Genomic DNA, 17,563 nt, shown 5'->3' with positions numbered 1-17,563 from the left:
GCCTCGCCGTCAGCCGCTCTACGGATGTGAACGGACGGCCTGCACGGGGGGCGGTCGCGTTCGCGCCCCCGGCACCGGCCAGGTCACCTCGGGGCGAGCTGGCGGCGAGAGTACAGCGGCAAAGTAAATACAACCTGAATGGAACCGGTGACAGCTGAACGCCTGTTCCGGCGCGGGTTTGTCATCCAATGGAGCAAAGCCGCACTGGCATGCCCGCGCGGGCATCAAAGGGCGGCCGCGGCGCGCACGCCCTCCTCGATGGCGCGCTTGGCATCGACCTCGCTGGCCAGCAGTGCGCCTCCGATCAGCACCGCACTGATTCCCGCGGACTGCAGCTCGCGATACAGGCGATTCTCCGATTCCTGTCCGGCGCACACCACGATAGTGTCAACGCTGAACAACCTGTCCTTGCCTTCCACCCTGCAGTGCAGGCCGGCGTCGTCGATGCGCAGGTACTCGACGCCAGCGATGGCGGCGACACCCTTGCCCTTCAGCGCAGCGCGGTGCACCCAGCCTGTCGTCTTGTTCAAGCGCGCACCGGGACGCCCGCTGCTGCGCTGGAGCATCCAGATCTGGCGCGGCGAGTCCTCGACCCGGGCAGGCTTCAGGCCTGCGCCCTCGGTGTAGTGGATGTCGACGCCCCATTCTTCCATCCAGCGCTCGGGCTCGACGGTCGGCGAGGGCTGGGGCGTGCTCAGGAACTCGCAGACATCGAAGCCGATTCCGCCGGCACCGATCACCGCCACGCGCTGGCCGACCGGCGCGCCGCGCAGCGCGTCCGCGTAGCCCACCACCATCGGGTGTTCGATGCCGTCGATCTGCGGCATGCGCGGCCGAACGCCTGTCGCCACGATGATCGCGTCGAAGCCTTCCGCTCGCAGTCGTTCGGCCTCTGCGCGCGTGCCCAGCCTCAGCTCGACGCCGAGCTCGTCGATGCGCGTCTGGAAATAGCGCAGCGTTTCGCTGAATTCCTCCTTGCCCGGAATACGTCGCGCGAGGTTGAACTGTCCGCCGAGCTGCTCGGCAGCCTCGAACAGGACCACGCGATGGCCGCGCTCGGCTGCGGCGCAGGCGCTGGCCAGGCCGGCCGGCCCGGCACCGACCACAGCGACGCGCCTGGGGGCGGTGGCGGGGCGCAGCACGATCTCGGTTTCCCTGCAGGCCATGGGATTGACCAGGCAGCTGGCCGGCTTGTTCTCGAACACGTGGTCCAGGCAGGCCTGGTTGCAGGCGATGCAGGTGTTGATCGCCGCACTGCGCCCCGCCCGGGCCTTGTTCACCCAGGCGGGGTCGGCCAGCAGCGGGCGCGCCATGGAGACCAGATCGGCGGTTCCCGCAGCCAGCAGGGCTTCGGCGACTTCAGGCGTGTTGATCCGGTTGCTGGTGATCAGCGGCAGGCTGACTTCGGGGCGCAGGCGCGCGGTGATGCCGGCGAAGGCTGCCCGCGGCACCGAGGTCACGATCGTCGGCACCCGCGCCTCATGCCAGCCGATGCCGGTATTGATCAGGCTGGCGCCGGCCGCTTCGATCGCTTTGGCGGTCGCGACCACTTCCTCCCAGCGGCTGCCGCCTTCGACCAGATCGAGCATCGAGAGGCGATAGATGATCAGGAAGTCAGGGCCCAGTGCGACGCGGGTCCGGCGCACGATTTCGACCGCGAAGCGCATGCGGTTCTCCAGGCTTCCGCCGTAGCGGTCCTCGCGGTGGTTGGTGCGCGGCGCGAGGAACTCGTTGATCAGATAGCCCTCCGAGCCCATGACCTCGACGCCGTCGTAGCCGGCTTCGCGGGCCAGCTGGGCGCAGCGGACGAAGTCGCGGATCTGCGCTTCGACGCCGCGCTCGCTCAGCGCCCGCGGCTTGAAGGGTGAGATCGGCGCTTTCAGCGCTGACGGCGCCACCGCCAGCGGGTGGTAGGCATAGCGACCTGCGTGCAGGATCTGCATGCAGATGTGGGCGCCCTCGGCGTGGACCGCCGAGGTGACCTTGCGATGCCGGCGCACTTCCCAGGGCCAGGACAGCTTGCCGGCAAAGGGTTTGACCCAGCCGCTCATGTTCGGCGCAATGCCGCCGGTGACGATCAGGCCGACGCCGCCCCTTGCGCGCTCGGCGAAGTAGGCAGCAAGGCGCGGGAAGTCGCTGGCGCGATCCTCAAGGCCCGTATGCATGGACCCCATCAGCACCCGGTTGCGCAGGGTCAGATGGCCCAGATCGAGCGGGCTCAGGAGATTCGGAAAGCTGGGCGCGGTCATTGCGATGGATCCGTGGGGAAACGCGATCACGATGCCCAAGGCAGCGTCGACCGGCAAGGACTCCATCGGCCGCGGGCTTCAGGCGCAGCGTGCCCCGATCGCTACCGCCGGCCGGGTTGTCGATGGCGGGTCCCAATCGCCTCGGCAAGCGCAAAGAGGCCGGTTTCCGGATGTCCGCCCATTCCGGGCACCACAAAGCCGTGCTCACGTTTGCGAACCCTGTTACAAATGCGTTAACGTGGCCGTCATCGCTTGGGTCTACAGTGGTTCCCGCTGTGCTGTCTTCCAGCAGCGCATTGTTCTGGACTCAATCAGTCCGTCGTTGCATCACCCGTCTCATCAGGAGAACACCAATGCAGAAGAAACTCCTTTGCTGCGCGCTGCTGGCCGGCGTCGGTTTCATGGGCGCTGTCAGTGCGCAGGATTTCGATGATCGCTGGTACGTCGGCGCCTCCGCGGGCATCGTCGAGTTCGACGACACCCGTGGCCTGAAGGACAACGGCCAGCTTGGCCTGAACTTCGGCAAGTTCTTCACCCCCAACTGGTCGCTGGATGCCGAGATCGGTTACACCAACCCGCAGCTGCGCGGCAACTCGCTGAACTGGAGCCAGTACGGCTTGGGTCTGACCGGTCGCTACCACTTCCGCGAAGCCGGCGACAACTGGGGCCCGTACCTGGCGCTGGGCGCCGGCGTGTGGCGCCACGAGCGCGAGTTCGAGAGCCCGCTGGGTGCGCCCGGCGAAGTCAAGGGCAACAACCTGGCCATGAACCTGGGCGTCGGCATCCAGCGTGACTTCGGCCGCGCCATGGTGCGCGCCGAGTACGGCGCCCGCTTCGACTTCGACGACAGCAGCGTCGCCAGCGAGGACTGGTTCGCCGACCGCGTGATGTCGATCGGCGTGATGTTCCCGCTGGGCGCCAAGGCTGAGGCGCCTGTCGAGGCCCCGGCCCCCACTCCGGACCCGGCTCCGCAGGTCAGCTGCGCGGACCTGGATGACGACGGCGACGGCGTCAACAACTGCGAAGACAAGTGCCCGAACAGCACGCCCGGCCAGACCGTGGGCCCGGATGGCTGCCCGGTTCCGGTGACGATCGACCTGCGCGGCGTGAACTTCGACTTCGACAAGGCGACCCTGCGTCCTGACGCGGTGGCGACCCTGAACGAAGTGGTCAGCATCCTGCGCCAGTACAGCGACCTGCGCGTGGAAGTGGCCGGCCACACCGACCTGTGCGGTTCGGACGCCTACAACCAGACCCTGTCGCAGAGCCGCGCCAAGGCGGTGTATGACTTCCTGACGCAGAACGGCATCAGCGCCTCGCGTCTGGTGGGCCCGACCGGCTACGGCGAGAGCCGTCCGCTGGTGCCGACCGGCCAGAACCTGCCGGAGTGCAAGAACGAGACGAACCGCCGCACCGAGCTGAACGTGCAGAACTGATCTGCCCGCGCAGCCTGCAAGACCCGAAAGCCCGGCCTTGTGCCGGGCTTTCGCCTTTTTCGGCTCACGGCACGTGCTGTGGCGAAGCAGGGTCGCCGGGCGATGCGATCGGCACTTGACCGATGATCCGCGCAGTCGCGATGGTGCCGGACCCATCCTCAGAGCAGCGCCCCAAGCCATGACTGTCCGCCGCTCGCGTCTCTGCCTTGCCCTCTCGCTTGCCCTGCCGTTCGCCGCGCACGCTGAGGATGGCCGCTTCGCCTTGGTCATCCACGGCGGCGCCGGCACCCTCACCCGCGAGGCGATCACCCCGGAGATCGATGCTGCCATCCGCGCCGATCTCAACCGCGCGCTGGACGCAGGTTCGGCCGTGCTGTCCGAGGGCGGGGCCAGCCTCGACGCCGTGGTGGCCGCGGTGAAGGTGCTGGAGGACTCGCCCTACTTCAACGCCGGCAAGGGTGCGGTCTTTACGCACGAGGGCCACAACGAGCTCGACGCCTCGATCATGGACGGCAGTACGCGGCGCGCCGGGGCCGTGGCGGGCCTGCGCACGGTGCGCAATCCGATTGATCTCGCGCGCAAGGTGATGGACGACTCGCCGCACGTGATGCTGATCGGCGAGGGCGCGGAGCGCTTCGCCGCAGAGCGCGGCATCGAGCAGGTGGACCCGTCCTACTTCCGCACCGAGCAGCGCTGGAACCAGCTGCAGACCGTGCTCGAACGCGAGAAGGCGCAGGCGGCGATTCCCGCCTCGACCTATTTCGGCACGGTCGGTGCCGTGGCATTCGATCAGCGCGGGCGCATCGCTGCGGCCACCTCGACCGGCGGCATGGTCAACAAGCGCTGGGGCCGGGTCGGCGATGCGCCGATCATCGGCGCCGGCACCTATGCCGACGCCCACTGCGGCGTCTCGGCGACCGGCTGGGGTGAATACTTCATCCGCCTGTCGGTGGCGCACGACATCTGTGCGCGCATGCGTTACGGCGGGCAGACCCTGGCAGTCGCCGCCGATGCCGTGCTGATGGACGAGGTGCCCAGACTGGGCGGCGATGGTGGGGTCATCGCCATCGATGGCCAGGGTGCGATCCGCATGCCCTTCAATACCGCCGGCATGTACCGCGGCTGGGTCACCGTCGCTGGCGATCGGGGTGTGGCGATCTTCGCCGATGAGGCTGATCCCGATGGGCGCACCACGCCCGACAAGGCCGACTGAAACGCTCCGGCTGAAACCTCGGCAGAGGATCAATCCACGGCAAAGCAGAAAGGCGCCGCGCTGCGTGCGGCGCCTTTCTGCGTTTCACGCCGTGCTCAGAAGCCGCGATCGCCCGACAGGATGCCGCCGAGGCCGCCCAGCACCGAGCCTTCCTCCTTGCTGCCACCGCGCTGGTAGGCCGCAGCGAACATGCGCCCGGCCATGCGCGAGAAGGGCAGGGACTGCAGCCACACGTGGCCGGGACCGGTCAGCGTGGCCAGAAAGACGCCCTCGCCGCCGAACAGCATCGACTTGATGCCGCCCACGGGCTTGACGTCGAAGCCCACGGTCTGGGTGAGCGCGACCACGCAGCCGGTGTCGACATCCAGGCGCTCACCGGCCTTCAGCTCGCGCTCGACCACGGTGCCGCCTGCATGCACGAAGACCTGACCGTCACCTTCGAGCTTCTGCATGATGAAGCCCTCGCCGCCGAACAGCGCGGTCATGATCTTCTTCTGGAAGAAGATGCCGATGCTGACCCCGCGCGCAGCGCACAGGAAGCTGTCCTTCTGGCAGATCAGGCGGCCGCCGTGATTCTTCAGCGACAGCGGGATGATCGTGCCCGGATAGGGCGAGGCGAACGCGACCTTGGCCTTGCCGCTGCCGGCGTTCGAGAACAGCGTGGTGAAAAGGCTCTCGCCGGTGATCACGCGCTTGCCGGCGCCCAGCAGCTTGTCCATGAAGCTGCCGCCCTGGCCGCTGTGGCTGCCGTCGCCGAACACGGTCTCCATCTGGATCTGCGCGTCCTTGAACATCATCGCGCCGGCTTCGGCGACGGCGCTTTCGCCGGGATCCAGCTCGATCTCGACGAACTGCATGTCGTGGCCGAAGACCTGGAAGTCGATCTCATCGGCGCTGCGCTGCCCCACTGGCGGCGGTGCGGCAGGCGTCACCATCGCGCCGCCGGCGGCGCCGGTGAGCTCGGTGCAGGCGTTGATCGGCATCCACTCGGCAAAGCCGGCGCGCCAGCAGTGGCCGTTGGGGTTCTGCCGCGCCTGCGCGGCGGCGGCGGCGTGGTCGAGCGGGCCGATCTGCTGGCCGCCGTAGCTGAGGTACCAAGCGTGCATGGGGTCGTCCTTTACTGCGGAAGGGAGGCGAACTGCGCGTCGAGCTGGGCGCGCCGCGAATCATCGAGCTTCAGGCCTTCGGCCAGGCGCTGCATCCAGCGCCGCTCGGCCTCGGTGTCGACGCTGACGGTGATCAGCGCGGCGGCATAGACCTCGGCGGCCAGATGCGCCGGCGTCTGCGCCAGCAGCTCTGGCATCGACAGCGGCTGTGCCAGCTCCTGGCGCAGGGCGGCGAGGTCATCGGCGTCGAGGCCCGCATCCTGGGCGCGACCGAGGATGGCCTCGCGCTCGTTGCCGTCGATCAGACCGTCGGCGGCGGCGGCTGCGATCATGCTGCGGATCACCAGCAGGGCCTCAGGCACCAGCGCCTGGGGCGCTGCCGAGGACGCCGTCAGTGCGGCGGGCGCGGGCGGCGGTGGCGGAGGGGGCGGCGGTGGCGGCGGGCTCATCGCCGGCAGTGGCTGTGCGGCTGGCGCAGGCTGCGCCGTGGAGGCGGACTGGCCCTTGTAGTGCTCCCACGCGGCCATCGCCACGCCGAGCGCGCCCAAGCCCAGGGCGGCCTTCTGGCCGGTGCCCAGGCCGCCCAGGGCGCCGCCGATGCCGCCGCGCGACTTGTATTTCTTGCGGCCGCGATCGCCGCCCAGGGTGCCGCCCAGGGCACCGCCCAGCATCTGCTTCAGTAGTCGCTCGGGGTCGAACATGGTTGTGTTTCTCCGTGGAGTGGATCGCGGCATCGGGGATGTGCGACGCGCGCGCACCGACGCTGTGACGGCCGGAGGCGGATGGTAGCGCCTGTCGGCGCTTCGCCAAGCCGGGCGCGCCGACTACACTATCCGGCCTGCCGTGCCTTCGCGGCTGCCGCCGCCCTGGACTTCGCAACACATGCCCGACCGCGTCAACTCCCTGATTCCACGCGGCCCCGGCGGCATGTGGAAGGCCTTCAAATGGTCGATGCAGGGCTTGGCGGCGGCCTTCCGGCTGGAGGCCTCGTTCCGGCTGGAGGTTTACCTGTTCGTGATCCTCTGTCCGCTGGGCCTGTGGCTGGGGCAGACGCCGCTGGAGCGTGCGCTGCTGGTCGGCAGCCTGCTGCTGGTGCTGTCGGCCGAGCTGCTGAACTCGGCCATCGAGTCGGCGGTCGACCGCATGGGGCCCGAACACAATGAATTCGCCGGCCGCGCCAAGGACATGGGCTCGGCCGCGGTCTTCGTGCTGATGATGAACGTACTGCTGTGCTGGGCGCTGCTGCTTCTGCCGCGCGTCTGGCCCTGACCCCGCCGCGCTGAACGCCGGCCACAAGGAAATACCCGCAATGACTGCTGCCGATTACCCCGCCCTGATCCTGAAGCGCGGCGAAGACCGCCGACTGCGCGCCGGCCACCTGTGGGTGTTCAGCAACGAGGTCGACGTGGCGCGTTCGCCGCTGACGGCGATGGAAGCCGGCAGCCCGGTGCACGTGCTGGACGCAGGCGGCAAGCCGGTCGGCACCGGCTACGTGAACCCCTCGACCCTGATCTGCGCGCGCCTGCTCGACCGCGGCGGCCACGCGCTGGACCGCTCGCTGCTCGTACATCGTCTGAACGTGGCCCTGGCCCTGCGCGAGCGCCTGTTCGATACGCCGCACTACCGCCTGGTCTACGGCGAATCCGATGGCCTGCCGGGCCTGGTGATCGACCGTTTCGGCGACGTCGTCGTCGCCCAGCTCGGCACCGCCGGCATGGAGCGCATGAAGGACGCCATCGTCGATGCCGTGCGCAAGGTGCTGAACCCGGCCGCCCTGCTGTTCCGCAACGACGGCGGCGCACGCGCCATCGAAGGGCTGCCCTCCTATGTCGAAGTGGCCTTCGGCGAGGTGCCGGAGCGGGTCATCGTCGACGAGGGCGGGCTCAAGTTTGCGGTCGATGTGCAGCACGGCCAGAAGACGGGCTGGTTTTTCGACCAGCAGGACAATCGCGACCGCCTGCGCAAACTGGTCCCGGGCCTGCGCGTGCTGGATGTCTTCAGCTACGTTGGCGCCTGGGGCATCCGTGCCGCCGGCTTCGGCGCAAGTGAAGTCACCTGCGTCGACGCCTCGGGCCCGGCCTGCGAGCAGATCCGCGACAACGCCCGGCGCAATGGCTTCGGCGATACCGTCGAAGCGGTCTGTGCCGATGCCTTCGAGTACCTGAAGCAGGCGAGGGCGGAACGCCGCCGTTGGGACGTGGTGATCCTCGACCCGCCGGCCTTCGTCAAGCGCCGCAAGGATTTCAAGGAAGGCGCGCTGGCCTATCGCCGCATCAACGAGATGGCCATGCAGGTGCTGGAGCGCGACGGCCTGCTGGTGAGTGCGTCCTGCAGCTACCACATGGGCCGCGATGCCCTGCTGGAGGCCATCCAGGCCGGCGCGCGCCATCTCGATCGGCAGGTGCAGGTGCTCTGCCAGCTGCAGCAGTCCGCCGATCATCCGGTGCATGCCGCCATCGTCGAGACGGACTACCTGAAGGGCTACGTCTGCCGCGTGCTGCCGGCCTGATCGCATGAGCGCGTCGAACTTCCACCTGCACCAGATCGACCCGATCGCGATCAGCGTCTTCGGCTGGCCCGTGCACTGGTACGGAATCATGTACCTGCTGGCCTTTGGTGCCGCCTGGTGGCTGGGCCGGCAACGCCTGCGTCAGGGCCGCTTCGGTGTCAGCGAGCAGGCCTTCGGCGACCTGATGTTCTACGGCATGCTTGGCGTGGTGCTGGGCGGCCGCCTCGGCTACATCGTGTTCTACGGCTGGCAGGAGGCGCTGGCGGATCCGCTGTCGATCCTGCGCGTATGGAAGGGTGGCATGAGCTTCCACGGCGGCCTGCTCGGCGTGATGGCGGCCGTCTGGTGGTGGTCGCGTGGGCAGGGGCGCTCGATCTGGGAGACGCTCGACTTCGTTGCCCCGCTGGTGCCGCTGGGTCTGCTGTTCGGCCGCATCGGCAATTACATCGGCGGCGAGCTCTGGGGCCGCACCAGCGACGTCGCCTGGGCGGTGATCTTCCCCAGCGGCCTGCCGCGCGAGTACCGCGATCTGCCCGCGGCCGAGCTGCAGCAGCTGCATGCGCAGGGCGCGCTCGACGCCTTCGCCCGCCACCCCTCGCAGCTGTATGAGGCCTTCCTTGAAGGCCTGGTGCTGTTCGGCCTGCTGTGGTGGTTCTCGGCCCAGCCGCGCAAGCGCTATGCGGTGTCCGGCGCCTTCGCGCTGGGCTACGGGCTGTTCCGCTTCGCCGTCGAGTTCGTGCGTGAGCCGGATGCGCACATCGGTTACCTCGCCTTCGACTGGTTCACCATGGGCATGCTGCTGAGCCTGCCGCTGGTGCTGATCGGGCTGCTGCTGATCGGGCTGTCGCTGCGCGCGACTACGCCTCGTTCGGTCTGACACGACATCAGGAGATTCGGATGCAGGCCTATCTCGATCTGCTGCGCCACGTGCTCGAACAGGGCACGGAGAAGTCGGACCGCACCGGCACCGGCACGCGCTCGGTGTTCGGCTGGCAGATGCGCTTCGATCTGCGCGAAGGCTTCCCGCTGGTCACCACCAAGAAGCTGCACCTGCGCTCGATCATCCACGAGCTGCTGTGGTTCCTGCGCGGCGAGACCAATATCGCCTATCTCAGGGAGCACAAGGTCAGCATCTGGGACGAGTGGGCGGATGCGGACGGCGAGCTGGGGCCGGTCTACGGCAAGCAGTGGCGGGCCTGGCGGGCCGCGGATGGCCGCACGATCGACCAGATGCGCTGGGTGCTGGATGAGATCCGCCGCAACCCGGATTCGCGCCGGCTGATCGTTTCGGCCTGGAACGTCGGCGAGCTGGAGCGGATGGCGCTGATGCCCTGCCACAGCCTGTTCCAGTTCTACGTGGCGCAGGGGCGGCTGTCCTGCCAGCTCTACCAGCGCTCCGGCGACATCTTCCTCGGCGTGCCCTTCAACATCGCGAGCTATGCGCTGCTGACCCACATGGTCGCCCAGGTCTGCGAGCTCGAGGTCGGCGACTTCGTTCACACGCTGGGCGATGCGCATCTGTACTCCAACCATTTCGAGCAGGCGCGCGAGCAGCTCGCACGCAGTCCGCGCGCGTTGCCGCGGCTCAGGTTGAACCCCGAGGTGCGCGATCTGTTCGCCTTCCGTTTCGAGGACATCGCGATCGAGGGCTATGACCCGCATCCCGCGATCAAGGCGCCGGTGGCGGTGTGAGCCCGCGCATCGAGCTGGTCGTCGCGATGGACCGCGCGCGGGCGATCGGCCGCGGCAATGCGCTGCCCTGGTCGCTGCCGGATGACTTGAAGCACTTCAAGGCGCTGACGCTGGGCAAGCCGCTGCTGATGGGCCGCAGGACTGCGGAGTCGCTGGGCCGCGCCCTGCCGGGGCGGCTCAACCTGGTGCTGACCCGCAGCGGTCGCGTGCCCTTCGAGGGCATGCAGGCCGTCGCCAGCGTCGAGGCGGCGCTGGGCATCGCTGAAGAATCCCGCGCCGAGGCACTGATGGTGATCGGCGGCGGCGAGCTCTACGCGCAGCTGCTGCCGCAGGCGCAGCGCCTGCATCTGACCGAGGTGGACGCCCTGGTCGATGGTGCGGACACCTGGTTCCCGGACTTCGATCGCAGCGCTTGGGCGGAGCGCGCACGCAGTCACCATCCGCCGGACGCTCGCCATGCGCTGGCCTTCGATTTCGTCGAGCTTGAACGCCGTCCCTGAAACCGGATCCGGCTGAACGCGGCGCTTTCACCCGCCCTTGAAATCCTGCGCGGCGCTCGCACCTTTGGCAGCGTCGGCGGCTGCGGTGCCGCCCGTTTCCAGCAGGAGAGCAGACATGAGCACGTCACGTTATCCCTGGGTCGATCACAGCCGGGCTGTCCAGGGCGGCCTGCAGAACGAACTGAAGCAGGTCTTCGAGCGCTTCTTCGGCGAGCCCGCCGAAGGGGATCAGTCGAACGTCGTCACCAGCCAGTGGGCGCCGCGGGTCGACATCCGCGAGGAGCCAAGCCGTTTCGTGATCGAGGCCGACATTCCGGGCGTCGACCCGAAGAACATCGAGATCCACATGGACAAGGGCATCCTTTCGATCCGCGGCGAGCGCAGCAGCGAGAGCAAGGAAGAGGGCGCCAACTACACCCGCATCGAGCGCTCGCGCGGCAGCTTCTACCGTCGCTTCGCCCTGCCTGACACCGCCAATCCGGACGGCATCGAGGCCAAGGGCGCGCACGGGGTGCCGGAGATCGTGATTCCCAAGCGGCCCGAGACCACGCCGCGCCGGATCTCTGTCAACGCCGGCTGAGGCCGGTCCAGCGGTTAAGCTTGCAAAGCCCGCGGCCGGTCCGCGGGCTTTGCATGATCGGGCGGGCTTCGTCGAGCGAGGCCTCAACCTGGTCGATCACACGAGTTGGCAGCACAGAGCTTTCGGAAGCCTCATGGAGTTCAAGGACTACTACAAGACGCTGGGCGTGGAGCCGGGCGCCAGCGACGCGGACATCAAGGCCGCCTACCGTCGGCTGGCCCGCAAGTACCACCCCGACGTCAGCAAGGAGGCCGGGGCCGAGGAGCGCTTCAAGGCGATCAACGAGGCCTACGAAGTGCTGAAGGATCCGGGCAAGCGCAACGCCTACGAGCAGCTGCGCGCCGGCGGATTCCGTCAGGGCCAGGACTTCCGTCCGCCGCCGGGCTGGGACTATGACGGTGGCCAGGGCGATTTCGGAGGCGGTGGCTTCAGCGACTTCTTCGACTCGCTGTTTGGAAGCGCGCGCGCGCGCGGTGGTCGCGGATCGGCAGGAAGCGGTCCGGCGCCGCGCGCCGAGCGCAAGATGCGGCTGGAGGTCGAGCTCGAGACCGTCTACGCAGGCGGTCGCCAGCGCGTGGAGATCGACGGGCGCACGCTGGAGGTGAAGATTCCCGCGGGCATCCAGCCGGGACAGAACATCCGTCTTGCAGGGCAGGGCGGTCAGGGGCGCGACCTGCTGCTGGAGATCGCCTATCGCGATCATCCGCGCTTCGAGGTGGATGGCCGCAGCGTGATCCATCGCCTGCCGGTGATGCCCTGGCAGGCCGCGCTCGGCGCGACGTTGAGCGTGCCTACGCTCGGCGGACCGGTCGAACTGAAGATTCCGCCGGAGAGCAATACCGGCAGGCGCCTGCGCCTGCGTGGGCGTGGGCTGCCGGGCACGCCTGCCGGCGACCAGATCGTGCTGCTCGAAGTGCAGGCTCCGCCCGCGCGCGGCGAGCGTCAGCGCGAGCTCTATCGGGAGATGGCAGCGGCCTTCTCCGAGCCGCTGGGCAAATGAACCTGAGAGCTTCTCCGCCCCGCGCGGCGGGCCAGGTGTTCTCGAAGAAATTCGGGTTCGTCATCCCCGCGAAGAGCCTGTCCTCGCGAAGGCGTGGACGGTGATCCAAGGTTCTCCCGACTGCGGCGAGTTTTCCTGAGTGGCTGTACGACAGTGCTGCCGGCCTTCGTGGCGGCGGCGGTGGCAGGGGTTGGGCGAGAGTCCGATCACTCAAGAGGGGTGGTACGGAATCTTGGAATCGCTCGCAGGCGACCCGGCTTCGTGGAGATCTCCGTCAAAGCTTTAAAGCCTTCAGGCGAACCTCGTGCGTGGAAAGCAGCCCTCGCGCCGCGAGTGCCTGCACGACCGTTCTCGCAGCAGCGCAGGCTCGCTGGCCAATCCCGAATCCCGAATCCCGAATCCCTCGGCCAAGGGGCCGCTTCACTGGTAGCCGAAGAAACCCTTCAGCATGTCCTGGCTGCCTGCGTACTCGGCGGCGCGGGTCGGCTCGAAGCGGGTCGATCCGATCTCGACCAGCACCTGGTAGGCCTCGGGGTTCTCGTGCAGCTTGAGCAGGGCTTCGCGAACGGCTGTCGCGACCTCCTCGGGGATGCCCGGCGCGGCCGAAAACGCCATGCCCGGAAACTCGCGGCTGACGCTCATGACCTGAAGATTCGGGTAAAGGTCGGCGATGAAGCGCGGCACCATCGCGGCATCCGCTTCGTCGCCAAAGATCATTTCGACGCCGTCGCGCCAGGAGGCTGCTTCCGAGCGGATGTCAGGCTGCGCGATCGGGTTGGTGAACATCTCGAACAACAGCGCATAGCCGAGGCTGGGCGAGGTCATCGACACCAAGCGCTTGCCGACCAGGGCGTCCATGCCCCCCTCGGCCAGCTCGGGCTGGGCGATCAGGGCGTAGGACGTCCGTTCGGCCAGGCGGGCCAGCGGCCGGAAGCCCTGGCGCTGGGCACGGTAGTCGGTGAAGTGGGCCTCTTCGAAGGCGAAGTCGACGGCGGCCGCCTGGCGGAGGTCGCGCCAGTGGAAATTGTAGTTGCGGGCGCTGACTGCGACGAAGCGATGTCCGGTCTCGCGCGACAGATAGTCGAGCAGTGGCTGGTAGATCTGGACGTTGTTCTCGGGCGGGTAGGCCGGCTCCAGCGCCACCTTGTACTCCGCCGCGCTGGCGGCTGGCCAAGCCGTGAAACCCATCAGCAGTGCGATGGCCCATGCCGCCCACACGCCGACCGCGCGCGAGCGGCGGCCATCCCCCCTGTTGCGATTCGCATTGCTGTCTCCTTGTGCCTGCAGCAAACCGACCCTGTTGACCGGGCCTTCGGGTAGTGCGGATGCGGTCATGCGCATCCGTCACCAAACGCCGCCGTATAGCAGACCCCGTCAGGCAGGGTCCACCTGCTGTCTGGGGGTCGTCGATCAGCGGTTCAGCTGAGCGGCAGCGGCGCCGGTGAAAGTTCCAGTACCTCGGCGCCACGCCCTGCGCATTCGCAGTGCGAACCCGCTTGCAATCCTGATGCCACGGCTTGCACGTAATGGTGACCCGTACTGTCGACAGCGCTGCCCAGCACTTCGCCCGCCGCTGCGCCCGCCGTGTATACGCCCACCCCCGGTTGCGGCGGTTCCCCCGCTTCAAGACGCAGACAGACGAGACCACGCTTCGACTGCCCGAGGTAGTGGGTGCGCGCGACGATCTCCTGCCCGGGGTAGCAGCCCTTGCTCAGGCTGATCGCGCCGAGCCGATCCAGGCCGAGCATGTGCGCTGTGTGGGTGCCGCCCTCGGGGCCGAGGCGAGGCAGGCCACAGAGGATGTCCTGAAGGCGCCATTCCGCGTCGATCACCCTTTCCTCCGGCGCGGGCGCAGTCAACGACTGCCACCGCAGCCAGCGCTCGACCTCGCCGCCAAGCCTCAGCGCGCCCGCTGGCGGTGGCGTGCCAATGCCTGCTTCGAATCGTGTTGGCGCGCTCGCGGCGAGCCGCGCTTTGCTGCGCAGGATGAAGCGCGAAAGCTGCGGCACGAGGCTGTCGGCGGGATGGTCCGGAAGCAGGAGCTCAAAGCTCTGCTCTTCGCTGCGCAGCAGCAGGATCAGCGCGATCACGCGCCCTTTCGGATTGAGCCATGCGCTCCATTGCGACTGGCCGACCTGCAGTGACTGGACATCCGAGCTCAGCTGCGACTGCAGGAACGCGGCGGCTTCCGGCCCGCCCGCATGGGCCGCCGACCAGCCTTCAAGTCGTCCTTCGACGGGCGTGGAAGGGCTTGCTGACAAGGGTTTCACGGGAGCTTGCGACCTTTGTTGTCTTGCGACATCGGGGGCCGCGAAGTACCCTTCCGCGGCTTGATAACCCCGAGATGATAGGCCAAGTGCAGCCAGCCCCGACGCCCGCGACGCCGCCTGATCCAACCCCGACCGAGGCCCCCGACGCGGGTGCCGACGCGGTGGCGAAGGACATGCCGCGCGAGATCGGCGGCCGAGAAGGCCCCGAGCCCACCCGCTACGGCGACTGGGAAAAGAACGGCCGCTGCATCGACTTCTGAGCTCCGGCGCGGTGGTCTCCGCGGCCTGCGGAGCTGTCGTCCGGAATCGTTCGTCGCCCCCTGCATCCCGCGGTGCCTTGCATGCCGCGTTCACGCGTTGGATCACGCACCGATTCGACGCGGCGTTCGCGCGCTTTCGCAGAACATTGCGCGTCACGAATCGGGATCCAGGAATGAGCACACGCAAGCGACCCCTCTCGCCGCATCTGCAGGTCTACCGGCCGCAGATCACCTCGGTGCTGTCGATCAGCCACCGCATCTCCGGCATCGTCAACGCGCTGGTCGCGCTCGGTATCGCGGTCATACTGGTCAGCATTGCGGCCGGGCCCGAGGCCTACGCGCGCTTCGCCGCCATCGCCGGCTCGGTTCCGGGGCAAGTCGCGTTGTTCCTGTTCACGCTGGCCATCTGCTACCACCTGTTCAACGGTATCCGCCATCTGTTCTGGGACGCGGGTCGTGGCTTCGAGATGTCCAAGGTGTATGCCTCGGGCTACACCGTGATCGCGCTGGCGATCGTGTCGGCGCTGGGTATCTGGGCCGTGGTGCTGGGAGGTGCGGCATGAGCCTGCGCAACCCGCTCGCCAAGGCCCGCGGCCTCGGCTCGGCCAAGGACGGCACCGCCCACTGGTGGGCGCAGCGCGTGTCGGCCATCGCACTGGTGCCGCTGGTGCTGTACGTGCTGTACCTGCTGGTGTCGCTGGCAGGAGCCGATTACGCCACCGTGCGTCTCACCATCGCGCAGCCGGTCAACGCGCTGCTGCTGATCCTGTTCATCGGCACTGCGTTCTGGCACGCCCGCCTGGGCCTGCAGGTGGTGATCGAGGACTACATCCACGTCGGCTGGCTGGAGATCACCCTGATGATCGCCGTCAAGTTCGTCTACGTCGTGCTGGGCCTGGCCGCGGTCATCGCGATCGGCCGCATCGCCTTCAGCGCCTGAGCCAGCCCGAGCGAGTACCCATGAGCGCTTACAAGATCATCGAACACAAGTACGACATGGTCGTGGTGGGAGCCGGCGGCGCCGGCCTGCGCGCGACCTTCGGCCTCGCCCAGAAGGGCTTGAACACCGCCTGCATCAGCAAGGTTTTCCCGACCCGCTCGCATACCGTCGCGGCGCAGGGCGGCATTTCCGCCGCGCTCGCCAACATGGGCGAGGACGATTGGCGCTTCCACTTCTACGACACCATCAAGGGCTCGGACTGGCTGGGCGACCAGGATGCCATCGAGTACATGTGCCGCGAGGCCATCCCGGCGATCATCGAGCTCGAGCACTACGGCGTGCCCTTCTCGCGCACCGAGGACGGCAAGATCTACCAGCGTCCGTTCGGCGGCATGACGACGCATTACGGCAAAGGCACGGCGCAGCGCACCTGCGCCGCCGCCGACCGCACCGGTCACGCCATCCTGCACACGCTCTATCAACAGTCGCTGGCCCATGACGCGCGTTTCTTCATCGAGTTCTTCGCGCTCGACCTGATCATGGATGAGGAAGGCGCCTGCCGCGGCGTGCTGGCTCTGGAAATGGCCACCGGCGACCTGCACCTGTTCCGCGCCCAGGGCGTGGTGCTGGCGACGGGCGGCTACGGCCGCGCCTACTTCTCGGCGACCTCGGCCCACACCTGCACCGGCGACGGCGGCGGCATGGCCCTGCGCGCCGGCCTGCCGCTGCAGGACATGGAGTTCGTGCAGTTCCACCCGACCGGCATCTACGGCGCCGGCTGCCTGATCACCGAGGGCGTGCGCGGCGAAGGCGGCATCCTGCGCAATTCCAAGGGCGAGCGCTTCATGGAGCGCTACGCGCCCAACGCCAAGGACCTGGCCTCGCGCGACGTCGTGTCGCGCTCGATGACCATCGAGATCCGCGAAGGCCGCGGCGTGGGCGCCAAGGGCGACCACATCCACCTCGACCTGACCCACCTCAACCCGGCCGACATCCACGAGAAGCTGCCGGGCATCGCCGAGACCGCCAAGATCTTCGCCGGCGTCGACGTCACCAAGCAGCCCATCCCGGTGCTGCCGACCGTGCACTACAACATGGGCGGCCTGCAGACCAACTACCACGGCGAAGTGGTCACGCTGAAGAACGGCAACCCCGATACCGTGGTGCCGGGCCTGTACGCCATCGGCGAGGCGGCCTGCGTGTCGGTGCACGGCGCCAACCGCCTGGGCTCGAACTCGCTGCTCGACCTGGTGGTGTTCGGCCGTGCGGTGGCCAACCGCTGCGCCGAGACCATCAAGCCGGGCGCGCCGCACAGGTCGCTGCCGGCGTCGGCCTGCGACAAGTCGCTGGCCAACCTCGACAAGCTGCGCAATGCCAACGGCGGCACGCCGACCGCGGAGATCCGCGACAAGATGCAGCAGGTCATGCAGAACAACGCCGCGGTGTTCCGCACCGGCGAGACCCTGCTCGAGGGCGTGCAGAAGATCACCGAGGTCAACAAGAGCTTCGCCGACGTGCGCGTCTCCGACCGCTCGATGGTCTGGAACTCCGACCTGATAGAAACGCTCGAGCTGCAGAACCTGCTGGGCCAGGCCGTGGCCACCCTGGTCTCGGCAGAGAACCGCAAGGAGTCGCGTGGCGCCCACGCCCGCGAGGACTTCTCCGAGCGCGACGACGTGAACTGGCACAAGCACACGCTGTGCTGGGTGGACGAGGCGGGCAACACCCGCATCGACTACCGCCCGGTGCACATGTACACCCTGAGCAACGACGTCGAAGTGGTGCCCCTCAAGGCCCGCACCTATTGA

At 68.1% G+C, this 17,563-nt stretch carries 18 protein-coding genes; 13 read left to right on the top strand and 5 right to left on the bottom strand.

All coding sequences use genetic code 11. The features are described 5' to 3' along the window. Positions 1 to 224: 224 nt before the first annotated feature. Positions 225 to 2,249: an NADPH-dependent 2,4-dienoyl-CoA reductase gene (locus Q0654_RS14755; RefSeq protein ID WP_298855125.1), complete on the bottom strand. Its 2,025-nt coding sequence runs from the start codon at positions 2,247 to 2,249 to the stop codon at positions 225 to 227. Positions 2,250 to 2,602: 353 nt separating this feature from the next. Here Q0654_RS14755 and Q0654_RS14750 point away from each other — a divergent pair, with 353 nt between their 5' ends. Further along, entirely contained in the window at positions 2,603 to 3,685 is a 1,083-nt protein-coding gene (locus tag Q0654_RS14750) for an OmpA family protein (protein WP_298855122.1), read from the top strand. Positions 3,686 to 3,863: 178 nt separating this feature from the next. Further along, positions 3,864 to 4,898 carry an isoaspartyl peptidase/L-asparaginase gene (locus Q0654_RS14745; RefSeq protein WP_298855119.1) on the top strand — a complete coding sequence of 345 codons (1,035 nt, stop codon included), beginning with the start codon at positions 3,864 to 3,866 and terminating at the stop codon, positions 4,896 to 4,898. A 95-nt stretch (positions 4,899 to 4,993) separates the two neighbouring features. On the opposite strand, the gene Q0654_RS14740 is transcribed toward Q0654_RS14745, so the two are convergent. Both Q0654_RS14740 and Q0654_RS14735 read right to left on the bottom strand, forming a co-directional pair. Beyond that, on the bottom strand, positions 4,994 to 6,004 hold the full coding sequence (locus tag Q0654_RS14740; RefSeq protein ID WP_298855116.1) for a TIGR00266 family protein: 1,011 nt from the start codon (positions 6,002 to 6,004) through the stop codon (positions 4,994 to 4,996). Between the two features lie 11 nt (positions 6,005 to 6,015). Further along, positions 6,016 to 6,705, bottom strand: a complete 690-nt coding sequence (locus Q0654_RS14735; RefSeq protein ID WP_298855113.1) for a DUF533 domain-containing protein — start codon at positions 6,703 to 6,705, stop codon at positions 6,016 to 6,018. Positions 6,706 to 6,886: 181 nt separating this feature from the next. On the opposite strand from Q0654_RS14735, the gene Q0654_RS14730 reads away from it, so the two are divergent. The 7 genes from Q0654_RS14730 to Q0654_RS14700 all read left to right on the top strand — a co-directional run bounded on the left by Q0654_RS14730 (position 6,887) and on the right by Q0654_RS14700 (position 12,285). Continuing rightward, on the top strand, positions 6,887 to 7,273 hold the full coding sequence (locus Q0654_RS14730) for a diacylglycerol kinase (protein ID WP_298855108.1): 387 nt from the start codon (positions 6,887 to 6,889) through the stop codon (positions 7,271 to 7,273). Between the two features lie 40 nt (positions 7,274 to 7,313). After that, complete coding sequence (locus tag Q0654_RS14725) at positions 7,314 to 8,513, top strand: class I SAM-dependent rRNA methyltransferase (protein WP_298855102.1); 1,200 nt, start codon at positions 7,314 to 7,316, stop codon at positions 8,511 to 8,513. Positions 8,514 to 8,517: 4 nt separating this feature from the next. Next, complete coding sequence (gene lgt / locus Q0654_RS14720; RefSeq protein ID WP_298855099.1) at positions 8,518 to 9,390, top strand: prolipoprotein diacylglyceryl transferase; 873 nt, start codon at positions 8,518 to 8,520, stop codon at positions 9,388 to 9,390. Between the two features lie 20 nt (positions 9,391 to 9,410). After that, positions 9,411 to 10,205: a thymidylate synthase gene (locus Q0654_RS14715; protein ID WP_298855095.1), complete on the top strand. Its 795-nt coding sequence runs from the start codon at positions 9,411 to 9,413 to the stop codon at positions 10,203 to 10,205. Then, entirely contained in the window at positions 10,202 to 10,705 is a 504-nt protein-coding gene (locus tag Q0654_RS14710; RefSeq protein WP_298855092.1) for a dihydrofolate reductase, read from the top strand. Before Q0654_RS14715 ends, Q0654_RS14710 begins: the two co-directional genes overlap by 4 nt. A 115-nt stretch (positions 10,706 to 10,820) precedes the next feature. After that, positions 10,821 to 11,285 carry an Hsp20/alpha crystallin family protein gene (locus Q0654_RS14705; protein WP_298855089.1) on the top strand — a complete coding sequence of 155 codons (465 nt, stop codon included), beginning with the start codon at positions 10,821 to 10,823 and terminating at the stop codon, positions 11,283 to 11,285. 133 nt (positions 11,286 to 11,418) lie between these two features. Next, positions 11,419 to 12,285 (top strand): DnaJ C-terminal domain-containing protein, encoded by an 867-nt coding sequence (locus tag Q0654_RS14700; RefSeq protein ID WP_298855086.1) that lies wholly within the window; start codon positions 11,419 to 11,421, stop codon positions 12,283 to 12,285. A 420-nt stretch (positions 12,286 to 12,705) separates the two neighbouring features. On the opposite strand, the gene Q0654_RS14695 is transcribed toward Q0654_RS14700, so the two are convergent. Both Q0654_RS14695 and Q0654_RS14690 read right to left on the bottom strand, forming a co-directional pair. Next, the gene (locus Q0654_RS14695; RefSeq protein WP_298855083.1) at positions 12,706 to 13,620 is read right to left on the bottom strand and encodes a PhnD/SsuA/transferrin family substrate-binding protein; all 915 of its coding nucleotides are present in this window, start codon (positions 13,618 to 13,620) and stop codon (positions 12,706 to 12,708) included. 83 nt (positions 13,621 to 13,703) lie between these two features. Next, positions 13,704 to 14,375, bottom strand: coding sequence for a hypothetical protein (locus Q0654_RS14690; protein WP_298855081.1), 672 nt, complete (start codon positions 14,373 to 14,375; stop codon positions 13,704 to 13,706). A 266-nt stretch (positions 14,376 to 14,641) separates the two neighbouring features. On the opposite strand from Q0654_RS14690, the gene Q0654_RS14685 reads away from it, so the two are divergent. The 4 genes from Q0654_RS14685 (at position 14,642) to sdhA (ending at position 17,563) form a co-directional block, all read left to right on the top strand. Further along, positions 14,642 to 14,815: a DUF1674 domain-containing protein gene (locus tag Q0654_RS14685; protein ID WP_298855079.1), complete on the top strand. Its 174-nt coding sequence runs from the start codon at positions 14,642 to 14,644 to the stop codon at positions 14,813 to 14,815. A 173-nt stretch (positions 14,816 to 14,988) separates the two neighbouring features. Continuing rightward, a complete protein-coding gene (gene sdhC / locus Q0654_RS14680) occupies positions 14,989 to 15,378 on the top strand; it encodes a succinate dehydrogenase, cytochrome b556 subunit (RefSeq protein WP_298855077.1) in 390 nt (129 codons plus the stop codon). Beyond that, positions 15,375 to 15,755, top strand: a complete 381-nt coding sequence (sdhD, locus tag Q0654_RS14675; protein ID WP_298855075.1) for a succinate dehydrogenase, hydrophobic membrane anchor protein — start codon at positions 15,375 to 15,377, stop codon at positions 15,753 to 15,755. The genes sdhC and sdhD overlap by 4 nt, the downstream gene beginning before the upstream one ends. A 20-nt stretch (positions 15,756 to 15,775) precedes the next feature. Continuing rightward, complete coding sequence (sdhA, locus tag Q0654_RS14670) at positions 15,776 to 17,563, top strand: succinate dehydrogenase flavoprotein subunit (protein WP_298855073.1); 1,788 nt, start codon at positions 15,776 to 15,778, stop codon at positions 17,561 to 17,563.

This window comes from uncultured Aquimonas sp., from assembly GCF_937888285.1.
Classification (GTDB): Bacteria; Pseudomonadota; Gammaproteobacteria; order Xanthomonadales; family Xanthomonadaceae; genus Aquimonas.
This window is presented reverse-complemented; position numbering and strand designations above follow the sequence as displayed.

Bases quoted from the DNA above. Each gene is read 5' to 3' on its own strand.
- Q0654_RS14695 (WP_298855083.1), bottom strand. From the start codon at position 13,620: ATGACCGCATCCGCACTACCCGAAGGCCCGGTCAACAGGGTCGGTTTG.
- sdhD (WP_298855075.1), top strand. From the start codon at position 15,375: ATGAGCCTGCGCAACCCGCTCGCCAAGGCCCGCGGCCTCGGCTCGGCC.
- Q0654_RS14755 (WP_298855125.1), bottom strand. From the start codon at position 2,249: ATGACCGCGCCCAGCTTTCCGAATCTCCTGAGCCCGCTCGATCTGGGC.
- lgt (WP_298855099.1), top strand. From the start codon at position 8,518: ATGAGCGCGTCGAACTTCCACCTGCACCAGATCGACCCGATCGCGATC.
- sdhC (WP_298855077.1), top strand. From the start codon at position 14,989: ATGAGCACACGCAAGCGACCCCTCTCGCCGCATCTGCAGGTCTACCGG.
- Q0654_RS14725 (WP_298855102.1), top strand. From the start codon at position 7,314: ATGACTGCTGCCGATTACCCCGCCCTGATCCTGAAGCGCGGCGAAGAC.
- sdhA (WP_298855073.1), top strand. From the start codon at position 15,776: ATGAGCGCTTACAAGATCATCGAACACAAGTACGACATGGTCGTGGTG.
- Q0654_RS14735 (WP_298855113.1), bottom strand. From the start codon at position 6,705: ATGTTCGACCCCGAGCGACTACTGAAGCAGATGCTGGGCGGTGCCCTG.
- Q0654_RS14700 (WP_298855086.1), top strand. From the start codon at position 11,419: ATGGAGTTCAAGGACTACTACAAGACGCTGGGCGTGGAGCCGGGCGCC.
- Q0654_RS14740 (WP_298855116.1), bottom strand. From the start codon at position 6,004: ATGCACGCTTGGTACCTCAGCTACGGCGGCCAGCAGATCGGCCCGCTC.
- Q0654_RS14730 (WP_298855108.1), top strand. From the start codon at position 6,887: ATGCCCGACCGCGTCAACTCCCTGATTCCACGCGGCCCCGGCGGCATG.
- Q0654_RS14750 (WP_298855122.1), top strand. From the start codon at position 2,603: ATGCAGAAGAAACTCCTTTGCTGCGCGCTGCTGGCCGGCGTCGGTTTC.
- Q0654_RS14705 (WP_298855089.1), top strand. From the start codon at position 10,821: ATGAGCACGTCACGTTATCCCTGGGTCGATCACAGCCGGGCTGTCCAG.
- Q0654_RS14715 (WP_298855095.1), top strand. From the start codon at position 9,411: ATGCAGGCCTATCTCGATCTGCTGCGCCACGTGCTCGAACAGGGCACG.
- Q0654_RS14745 (WP_298855119.1), top strand. From the start codon at position 3,864: ATGACTGTCCGCCGCTCGCGTCTCTGCCTTGCCCTCTCGCTTGCCCTG.